Source organism: Amycolatopsis sp. NPDC003731 (assembly GCF_053586895.1).
Map to the genome: position 1 here is coordinate 1 of NZ_JBSFNC010000237.1, position 9,782 is coordinate 9,782.

The 9,782-nt window shown below is 71.8% G+C and carries 9 protein-coding genes; 3 read left to right on the forward strand and 6 right to left on the reverse strand.

The features are described from left to right. Positions 1-247, forward strand: a 247-nt coding sequence (locus ACWDN5_RS44820) for an MmyB family transcriptional regulator (RefSeq protein WP_449680557.1), incomplete at its 5' end; no start/stop codon positions are given. Between the two features lie 256 nt (positions 248-503). Here the strand turns inward: ACWDN5_RS44820 and ACWDN5_RS44825 are convergent. Next, positions 504-1,661, reverse strand: a complete 1,158-nt coding sequence (locus ACWDN5_RS44825; RefSeq protein WP_310970932.1) for an acyl-CoA dehydrogenase family protein — start codon at positions 1,659-1,661, stop codon at positions 504-506. A gap of 105 nt (positions 1,662-1,766) precedes the next feature. Between ACWDN5_RS44825 and ACWDN5_RS44830 the strand changes: the two genes are divergently transcribed. Continuing rightward, positions 1,767-3,443 (forward strand): class I adenylate-forming enzyme family protein, encoded by a 1,677-nt coding sequence (locus tag ACWDN5_RS44830; protein ID WP_449680558.1) that lies wholly within the window; start codon positions 1,767-1,769, stop codon positions 3,441-3,443. Between the two features lie 60 nt (positions 3,444-3,503). On the opposite strand, the gene purE is transcribed toward ACWDN5_RS44830, so the two are convergent. The 5 genes from purE to ACWDN5_RS44855 form a co-directional block, all read right to left on the reverse strand. Further along, positions 3,504-4,001 carry a 5-(carboxyamino)imidazole ribonucleotide mutase gene (gene purE, locus ACWDN5_RS44835; protein WP_449665703.1) on the reverse strand — a complete coding sequence of 166 codons (498 nt, stop codon included), beginning with the start codon at positions 3,999-4,001 and terminating at the stop codon, positions 3,504-3,506. 14 nt (positions 4,002-4,015) lie between these two features. Continuing rightward, positions 4,016-5,200, reverse strand: a complete 1,185-nt coding sequence (locus ACWDN5_RS44840; RefSeq protein ID WP_310970937.1) for a 5-(carboxyamino)imidazole ribonucleotide synthase — start codon at positions 5,198-5,200, stop codon at positions 4,016-4,018. 13 nt (positions 5,201-5,213) lie between these two features. Continuing rightward, the gene (locus ACWDN5_RS44845; protein WP_449680559.1) at positions 5,214-6,422 is read right to left on the reverse strand and encodes a glycosyltransferase 87 family protein; all 1,209 of its coding nucleotides are present in this window, start codon (positions 6,420-6,422) and stop codon (positions 5,214-5,216) included. Next, positions 6,397-7,740, reverse strand: coding sequence for a glycosyltransferase 87 family protein (locus tag ACWDN5_RS44850; protein ID WP_449680560.1), 1,344 nt, complete (start codon positions 7,738-7,740; stop codon positions 6,397-6,399). The genes ACWDN5_RS44845 and ACWDN5_RS44850 overlap by 26 nt, the downstream gene beginning before the upstream one ends. 71 nt (positions 7,741-7,811) lie before the next feature. Next, the gene (locus ACWDN5_RS44855; RefSeq protein WP_449680561.1) at positions 7,812-8,657 is read right to left on the reverse strand and encodes a GGDEF domain-containing protein; all 846 of its coding nucleotides are present in this window, start codon (positions 8,655-8,657) and stop codon (positions 7,812-7,814) included. A gap of 270 nt (positions 8,658-8,927) precedes the next feature. Here ACWDN5_RS44855 and ACWDN5_RS44860 point away from each other — a divergent pair. Beyond that, positions 8,928-9,782 (forward strand): sigma-70 family RNA polymerase sigma factor (locus ACWDN5_RS44860; protein WP_449680562.1); only part of this gene is annotated, 855 nt, incomplete at its 3' end.

Sequence of the window (9,782 nt, forward strand, 5' to 3'; positions counted from 1 at the left end):
CGACTTCCGCACGTGGTGGGCGGAACACCACGTCAACAACGCGAGCTACGGAACCAAGCACTACCGCCACAGCCTGGTCGGCAACCTGACGCTGGACTGCGACACCTGGGCCAGCCCGGACGGTTCGGGCCAGCGCCTGATGGTCCTGACGGCCGAACCGGGCACGCCGTCCCACGACGCGCTGTCGATCCTCACAGCGTGGGAAAGCGAACCGAACCGCGCCGGGCGAGCCGGCGCCGACGGCTGATAGACGACCTGGCGAAGTCGGGGAACTCGGCGTGACTGCGGAGTGAGCGGGTCCGGCAGGGGATACGCAGGTGCCGATCGCGCACCACGCGTGCGACATCCGCCACGTCGCTGCTTACCCTGCCGGTTCGGCTGTGCCTCGGGCGCCCCGTGCACCTGTTGAGGCGGATTGGCCACAGTATGGCGCCACGGTCCGCTCGTCCCCAACGGGTTTACCGGTACCCGACTGCCGCCCGCCCTGCCGGATCAAGATCGATCTAGCCCTTGAGGAGAGCCCGGGCCATCACGACCTTCTGGATCTGGTTGGTGCCTTCGTAGATCTGCGTGATCTTGGCGTCGCGCATCATGCGCTCCACCGGGAAGTCGCGGGTGTAGCCGGCGCCGCCGAAGAGCTGGACGGCGTCCGTGGTCACCTCCATCGCGATGTCCGACGCGTACGTCTTCGCCGCGGACGCCATGAAGCCGGCGCGCTTGTCGCCGCGCTCGGAGGCCGCCGCCGAGGCGTACACCAGGTGGCGGGCCGCCTCGATCTTGGTCCCCATGTCGGCCAGCATGAACTGGACGCCCTGGAACTCCGCGATCGCCTTGCCGAACTGCTTGCGGTCCTTCACGTACGCCACCGCCGCGTCCAGGGCGCCCTGCGCGATGCCCAGCGCCTGCGCGCCGATCGTCGGACGGGTGTGGTCGAGCGTGCGCAGCGCCGTCTTGAGGCCGGTGCCGGGCTCGCCGATGATGCGGTCGGCCGGGATCGTGCAGTTCTCGAAGTAGATCTCCCGCGTCGGCGAGCCCTTGATGCCGAGCTTCTTCTCCTTCGGCCCCACCGAGAAGCCCGGGTCGTCCTTGTGCACGACGAACGCCGAAATGCCGTTGGCCTTCTTCTCGGCGTCCGGGTCGGTCACCGCCATCACCGTGTACCACGACGACTCACCGGCGTTGGTGATCCAGCACTTGGTGCCGTTGAGCACCCAGTGGTCACCGTCGAGCCGGGCCCGCGCCCGCATGGACGCGGTGTCCGAACCGGCCTCCCGCTCCGACAGCGCGTACGAAGCCGACGCCTCCCCCGACGCGATCGAGGGCAGCACGAGCTTCTTCAGCTCCTCCGAAGCCGACAGGATGATCGGCTGGGTGCCGAGCTTGTTGACCGCCGGGATGAGCGACGCCGAAGCGTCGACCCGCGCGACCTCTTCGATCACGATGCAGGCACCGACCGCGTCCGCACCCTGCCCGTCGTACTCCTCACCGATGTGCACGGCGTTGAAACCCGACTTGACCAGCGCGTTGTACGCCTCGATCGGGTAGCGCTCGTTCTCGTCGACCTCCGCCGCGTACGGCGCGATCTCCTTCTCGGCCAGGGCCCGGACCGCGGCCCGCAGCTCCTCGTGCTCCTCGGCAAGCTGGTACAGGCCGTCGGTCACTTCCGGTCACCTTCTCTACGACGTCGGGAGGGATCTATCGATGTTAGCGCTCGTTCACCTACGTCGTCCTTGTGGCGTTGACCGCACCGTTCGTATGGTCGGGTGATGCCGATCACCGCGCCGACGACGCCGCCCGGTCTGCCCACCTCCCTCGAGTACCCCGAAGTCCCCGTCGGTTCGATCCTGGCGGCGGGTGCCGCGCGCTGGGGCGACCGGACGGCCTTCGCCCACGACGGCCGCAGTCTCTCCTTCACCGAGACCCACCGGGCCGCCTGCCGGTTCGCCAACGCTCTGCGCGAACGCGGCATCGGCCGCGGCGACGTCGTGGCGCTGCACCTGCCGAACTGCCTGGCCTTCCCGGTCGCCTACTACGGCACGCTGCTGGCCGGGGCCACCTTCAGCCCGGCGAACCCGCTGCTCCCGCCGGACGACCTCGCCTTCCAGCTCGCCGACTGCGAGGCCGCGGCCGTGGTGACGTTCGGCCCGGTCGCGGGCGCGCTGGCGAGCGTCGCCGACCGGACCCCGGCGCGGTTCACCGTGGTCGTCCAGCCCACCGGCGACCTGCCCGAGGGTGCGCTCGAGTTCGAGGCGTTCCACGCCGCCCAGCCGGAGACTCCCCCGGACGTCGACTTCGACCTCCACGAGGACCTCGCCCACCTCGCCTACACGGGTGGCACCACCGGCCGGTCCAAGGGCGTGCGGCTGTCGCACCGCAACGTCGTGGTCAACACGCTCCAGCACGCCTGCTGGGGCACCGGCTCGGTCCCGGCGCTCGACGCGCACGGCGACGTCACGCTCGACCAGATCGGCAGCGAGGACGAGTGGCCGTCGCGCCTGGGCACCGGCGTCGCGATCAACCTGACGCCGTGGTTCCACGCGATGGGCATCATCGGCGGCCTCAACGCGGCGGTGCTCGCGGGCACGACGATGGTCCTGCACACGCGCTTCGACCCGGCGGCGTACGTCGCCGACGCCGAGCGGCTCCGCATCACCGGCATCGGCGGCGCACCGGCGTTGTTCGCGGCCCTGCTCGCGACACCGTCGTTCCACACCGCCGACCTCTCGTCAGTTCGCTCGATCGGGTCGGGTGCGGCACCGATGAACCACGCGATGATCAACGCGCTGCGCGAGCGGTTCCCGGGCGTGGTGGTCACCGAAGGCTACGGCCTCACCGAGGCGACGATGGGCGCGGTGATCTCGCCGACGTACCGCTCGGGCACGCGCAAGGTCGGCTCGGTGGGCGTGCCGATCTTCGACACGCAGGTCAAGATCGTCCCGCCCGAGGGCGGCGAAGACCCGCTGCCCGTCGGCGAGCGGGGCGAGGTCTGCCTGCGCGGCCCGCAGATCATGCTCGGCTACCGCAACCGCCCGGAGGAGACGGCGGCCGCCCTGGTGGACGGCTGGCTGCACACGGGCGACATCGGCATCCTCGACGACGACGGCTACCTGTCCATTGTGGACCGCAAGAAGGACATGCTGCTGTACAAGGGGTACAACGTCTTCCCCCGCGAGCTCGAGGAGCTGCTCGTCACCATGCCGGGCGTCGCGGCGGCCGCGGTGGTCGGCCGGCCGGACCCGGAGGTCGGCGAGCTGCCGGTGGCGTTCGTGGTGCCCCGCGAATCGCTGGACGCGGACGCGCTGATGGCCGCGGTCAACGAGAAGGTGCTGCCGTACAAGCGGCTCCGCGAGGTGCACGTGGTGACGCAGATCCCGGTGTCCGCGGCGGGGAAGGTGCTCAAGCGCGAGCTGAGGCAGCAGCTCGTCGGCGACCTGGACGGCTGACCGCGGCGCGCGGGCCGGCCGGCGACGCGCCCGGGCCGGCTCGTGCTCCGGCGAGCCCGGCTAGTGGCCGGTTTTCTCGCGCAGGGCCGCGTCCTTGTCCAGCACCAGCTTCTCCAGGTCCGCCTGGAACTTCGCCATCTTCGCGCGCAGGCCCTCGTCGGACGCCGCCAGGATGCGGACCGCCAGGAGGCCGGCGTTGCGGGCGCCGCCCACCGAGACCGTGGCCACCGGGACACCGGCCGGCATCTGGACGATCGACAGCAGGGAGTCCAGGCCGTCCAGGTACTTCAGCGGGACCGGGACGCCGATCACCGGCAGCACGGTCGCCGAGGCCACCATGCCCGGCAGGTGGGCCGCGCCGCCCGCGCCCGCGATGATCACGCGCAGGCCGCGCGAAGCCGCCGACGTCGCGTAGTCCAGCATGCGCTGCGGGGTCCGGTGCGCCGAGTAGACGCCGACCTCGTACTCGACGCCGAACTCGTCCAGCGCCGCGCCCGCCGCCTCCAGCGTCGGCCAGTCCGAGTCGCTGCCCATGATCACGCCCACCTGCGGCGCCATACCGACCTCTCCCGTCAGTGGATTTCGTAGCCGTCGAGCCAGACGGCGTGGGACAGCCAGTGCGCGGACAGCAGCGCGCGGTTGCGCAGGTCCTCCATGCGCTCGCCGGTGAAGTTCACGTGCCCGAGCTTGCGGCCCGGCCGCTCCTGCTTGCCGTACAGGTGCACCCGCGCCTCCGGGTACCGCGCGAACAGGTGGTGCAGCCGCTCGTCCGGCCCCATCTCGGGCAGCTCCGGCGCGCCCAGGACGTTCGCCATCACGCACGCGGGCGCGATCAAGTCCGTCCGGCCCAGCGGGTAGTCGAGCACCGCCCGCAGGTGCTGCTCGAACTGGGACGTGCGCGAGCCGTCCATGGTCCAGTGCCCGGAGTTGTGCGGGCGCATCGCCAGCTCGTTCACCAGCAGCCCGGTGTCGGTCTCGAACAGCTCGACCGCGAGCAGCCCGGTGACGTCCAGGGTCGACGCGATCCGCAGCGCCAGGTCCTGGGCCTCGTGCACCCGCGAGTCGTCGAGCCCCGGCGCCGGGGCGAGGACCTCGGTGTTGATGCCGCCGGTCTGCACCGTCTCGACCACCGGGTACGCCGCACCCTGGCCGAAGGGCGAGCGGGCGACGAGCGCGGACAGCTCCCGCCGCATCGCCACCTTCGCCTCCACCAGCAGTGCCGTGCCCGCGGCCAGCAGCTCCGGCACGGTCTCGCGCGCGTGCTGCGCGGTGTCGAGCATCCAGACGCCACGGCCGTCGTACCCGCCGGTCGCCGCCTTGAGCACCACCGGCCAGCCGTGCTCGGCGCCGAACGCCACCACGTCGTCCACAGAGGACACCTCGGCGAACGCCGGGCCCGGCACGCCGAGGCCCGCCATCATCTCGCGCATCACGAGCTTGTTCTGCGCGAAGCCGAGCGCGGACGCCGCCGGCCGGATGACGTGGCCCTCCATGGCCAGCGTCAGCAGGTGCTCCCCCGGCACGTGCTCGTGGTCGAAGGTGAGCACGTCGACCGACGCCGCGAACTTCCGCAGCGCCTCGAGGTCGGTGTGGTGGCCGATGGTGACGTCGCCGGCGACGAGCCCCGCGGCTTCGTTCTCCCCCGCGGCGAGCACGCGCAGGGACTGGCCGAGGGAGATCGCCGCCTGGTGGGTCATCCGGGCGAGCTGGCCGCCGCCCACCATGCCCACGACGGGCAGACCGGTGTGTTTGTCCATAGCGCCAGTCAGCCTAAACGGTCACGACCTGGGGTGACCGCCGGACCAGACGAAGCTCACGCGCCGCGAGCCCCAGGATGCCGCCGGCCGCCGCGAGCACGTAGCCGTTGCCGAGGACCGACCACCCCAGGCCCCAGCCGAACTCGACGTCCCCGCCGTTGGGCACGAGCATCACGACCTGCGAGACGAACAGCGCCGTGACCGCCGCCGCGGCCCACCACCGCGCCTTCACCAGCAGCAGCGTGATCAACGGCACGCACCACACCCAGTGGTGCGACCACGACACGGGCGACAGCAACAGCCCGTAGAACGCCGTCACGAGCAGCGCCGCCGCGTCCTCGCCACGCCGGTGCAGCCGCACGACGAGCCACACCGCCGGCACGGCGAGCACCGCCGCCGCCCCGACCGCCACCGCCAGCGACCAGGGCGCCAGCGCGGAGGCCCGGTTGACCAGCCCGTTGAGCGACTGGTTGAAGATCCAGTGCACCGACCCGACCCGGCTCGGGTCGGTCGCCGAATCCCGCCAGAACCGCACCGCGTCGGCCGGGATGATCGCGAACATCACCGCTTCGAGCGCCGCGAACGTGCCCAGGGCCCGCAGCCCGTCCTTCCACCGGCCCGTGAAGAACAGGTGCGGCACGAAGATCAGCGGGGTCAGCTTGATCGCCGCTGCCACGCCGATCAGCACGCCCGCCCAGCGCGACCTCCGCGCCGACAGCACCAGGACGTCCAGCACCACGAACGCCATCAGTATCAAGTTGATCTGGCCCAGGAACAGCGTCTTCCACACCGGTTCCAGCGCCAGCGCGACGGCCGTTCCCGCCGGCAAGGCCCACCGGCTTCTTCCCAGAAGCGACGAGCCCCCCGGCGGCGACGAAACCACCGTGATGACGACCATAAGACCGACCACCGACAAAACCGCGATCACGCCCCAGACCAGCCCGGACGGCACGAGGGCGAGCGGCAGGAAGAGCGGCGCGGCGGCCGGTGTGTAGGTGAACGGCAGGCGCACCCAGTCCGGCAGTGCGGTCAGCACGTCCCGCGTGTAGAGCGGGTCGCCGTGCAGCAGCGTCAACGCCCCCGCGCGGTACACGGCGCTGTCCGCGCCCAGGTGCCAGCCGGCCAGCCAGCCGACCACCCCGAAGGCCAGGACGAGGAGAGCGAGAACCCCGGCGAGGACGCGGCCGGTACGCGCCTCAGACCCCGGCGGGGACGTCGGCATCCGCGGCCGCCTTCTTCCGCGCCCGCCGCAACAGCCCCCAGCGCAGGATGAGCGCGAGGGCCAGCACGACCGGCATCAGGATGTACGCGTCGCCCAGCACGTTCTGCCACACCTTCCAGTGCAGCTCGACGTTGCGGCCGTTCGGCAGGATCAGCAGCACGCAGCTGACGAACACGAACGCCACCAGCCCGGTCCCGACCCAGCGCTTCCACGCCGTCTTCGGGGTGGTCTTCGGCAGCCGCGAGACCAGCAGTACGATCAGCGGGATCACCCAGACCCAGTGGTGCGTCCACGAGATCGGCGAGATCAGCAGCGTCCAGAACGCCGTCACGAGCATCGCGGCCAGCGCCTGCCCCTTGCGGTGGAACCGCAGCAGCAGCCACAGCGCCGGGACGGCGAGCAGGAAGCCGATGCCCATCGCCGCCTTCGACGCCCACGGCGCGAGGTCGGTGGCCCGGTTCATCAGCGCGTTGAGCGACTGGTTGCCCGCCCAGTGCACCGGCCCGATCCGGCCGGTGTCCGGCAGCGTGACGGTCCAGTACTTCGCCGCGTCGTGCGCGTTGATCAGGAACATCAGGCCCTGGAGCACGATGAACGTGGCCAGCCCGCGCAGCGCGTCCATGCGGCGGCCGGTGATGAACAGGTGCCCGAGGAACACCAGCGGCGTCAGCTTGATCGCCGCCGCGACGCCGACCAGGACGCCGCCCCAGCGGCTCCCCCGCGCGCCGATGACCAGCATGTCGAGCAGGATCATGGCCATCAGGATCAGGTTGATCTGGCCGAGGAAGATCGTCCGCCAGACCGGCTCGAGACCGAGGAAGACCAGGAAGAACACGATGGTCGAGCGGGCGGGCGAGGCCCACCAGCGCGGGCCGTCCGCGGCCGGGCGCGGCAGCGCGCCGATGGCGATCCGGATCGACAGCGCCATCGCCCCCAGCGAGACGGCCGTGATCAGGCCCCACGAGATCTGCGTGGGGAACGCCGCGAGCGGGACGAAGATCAATGCCGCCGTCGGCGGGTAGGTGAACGGCAGCAGCGCCCACCACGGCTCGTTGGGCAGCGTGTTCGCGTCGTAGAGGGAATCGCCGTGCAGCAGGGTGAGGGCGCCCGCGCGGTAGACCGCGCTGTCGACGCCGAGCACCCAGTCGTGCTGCCAGCCGTAGATGCCGTACCCGATCGCGACCAGCGGAATCACCGACAGGATCAGGATCGACCGCGGGCGGACGGACAGCCGGGCGAGTGATTTCCGAAGGGCCAGCCGGTGCTGGGGTCTGGCCGCGATCTCGCCGTCGACGTCGGTGGGTACGGTCCGGGTCACCGCACCAGGAAATCATGACCGGCCCGGTCCCGGTCGGAAGGGTCCGGGCGAAACCGGACTTTTCCGGTGTTCTACGCGCGCGCCAGGTGGGCCAGCAGGTCGCAGGCGAGCTCGTGGGTGGCCGGCAGCCGCACCGCCGAGACACGCGGACGGCCAACGTCCGCCAGCTGGGCGTCGACCTGCAGCCGCTCGTGCAACGCCCGTCGCAACGCGACCCCCTGCGAAGCGACCCGCTCGTCCTTCGGGACCAGGGCCGCGACGACGGACGGGCCCAGCGAGGCGACGCTCTGGCCGCTGTCGAACACGGTCCGCAGCGCGTCCGCGACCAGGATCATCCCGGTCAGCCGCGGGAACCCGGCGACGGCGCTGAGGTCGAGCGAGACGACGAGCAGCACGTGGTCTTCGGCGGCCGGCCGCTCGCGCGCCTCGGCGGCGCGGTAGACCTCCGCGAGCCGGGTGCGCAGGTAGGCGGCCGACGGCAGGCCGGTCAGCGGGTCGGTGACCTCGGTGTGCACGAGCTGGTCGGTGGCGACGTCGGCCCAGGCCAGCGCGGTGGTCCGGAGCAGCCGCGCCGGCGTGGCGTCGACGTCCGGCGAGACGAACCCGTCGCCGCTGTGGCCGAGCACGGCGTGCAGTGCGGCGAGGTCGGAGAGGGTCTCCGCGAGCCCCGCACCGGCCGCCGCGCGGGCCCTGGCCAGGCCGGCCAGCGCGGTTTCGGCGGCTTCGACGCGGCCCTTCGCCATCACCGCCGCGCAGACGGCGTCGACCTCGGGCAGGGCCCAGTCGCTGGGGAACCGCCAGCCCGCGGCGAGGCTGGCCGTGCGCCAGCGGGCCCGCAGCGCACGCAGGGAGGCGTCCCGCTCGGCCGGCGTGGACGGGGTGTCACCGGAGCCGGGTCGCGCAGCCGGAACATCCACTGGCCACCCGCCCCTTTCGTCCGGTTCGCAACGATCTTGTTCGGTGCTTCACGATGAGGACGCACCCCGGTGGGCCCCGTGACGCGTACTGACCAGTTTTTGTCTCGGCGCTTTTCCCCGGGCGGGCCCGGGGGTGGGTGATTTTGCTCCGCCGTCGGAGTCATCACCCCCACCACGACGTGACCGCCGGAGGCGGGTCAGTCACACTTGTCTCGCGTCCCGGATCGGCCTGTAATGGCAGGTCCTGGCTCTAGCCGACCGAGGAGTGCCGTGTCCACCGTTCCCGCCGATCTCAGCGGAAAGAGTGACGCCGAGCTGATCGCGGAGGTCCGCTCCGGGAAGATCGACTCGTACGGGACGCTCTACGAACGGCACACCGGCGCGGCCCGCAATCTGGCCCGCCAGCTGGCCCGCTCCAGCTCCGAAGCCGACGATCTCGTGTCCGAGGCGTTCGCCAAGGTGCTCGACACGCTCCGTGGCGGCAAGGGGCCGGACACAGCCTTCCGGGCGTACTTGCTCACCGCCCTGCGTCACACCGCGTACGACCGCACCCGCAAGGAACGCCGGGTCGACCTCAACGAGGACATGACCGAGGTGGGCGGCGCCGCGGCCGAGGCGCTGACCGTGCCGTTCTCCGACACCGCGGTCGCCGGCCTCGAGCGGACGATGGCCGCCAAGGCGTTCGCGCGGCTGCCGGAACGCTGGCAGGCGGTGCTCTGGCACACCGAGATCGAGCAGCAGAGCCCGGCCGAGGTCGCGCCGCTGCTGGGCCTGACCGCGAACGGCGTCTCCGCGCTCGCCTACCGCGCCCGCGAAGGCCTCCGCCAGGCGTACCTGCAGGTCCACCTGCAGGAGAACGCCGAGGAACGCTGCCGCGCCTGCGCCGAGCGGCTCGGCGCGTGGACCCGCGACGGACTGTCCAAACGGGAACGCGCCCAGGTGGAGAGCCACCTCGACGAGTGCGACCGGTGCCGGGCGCTGGCCGCGGAGCTGGCCGACGTCAACGGCGGGCTGCGCGCGATCATCGCCCCGATCGTCCTGGGCGGCGCCGCGCTGGGCTACCTCGCCACCATCGGCGCCGCGAAGGCGAGCGCGGCCACGGCGGCCACCGCGGGTGCGGCCGCC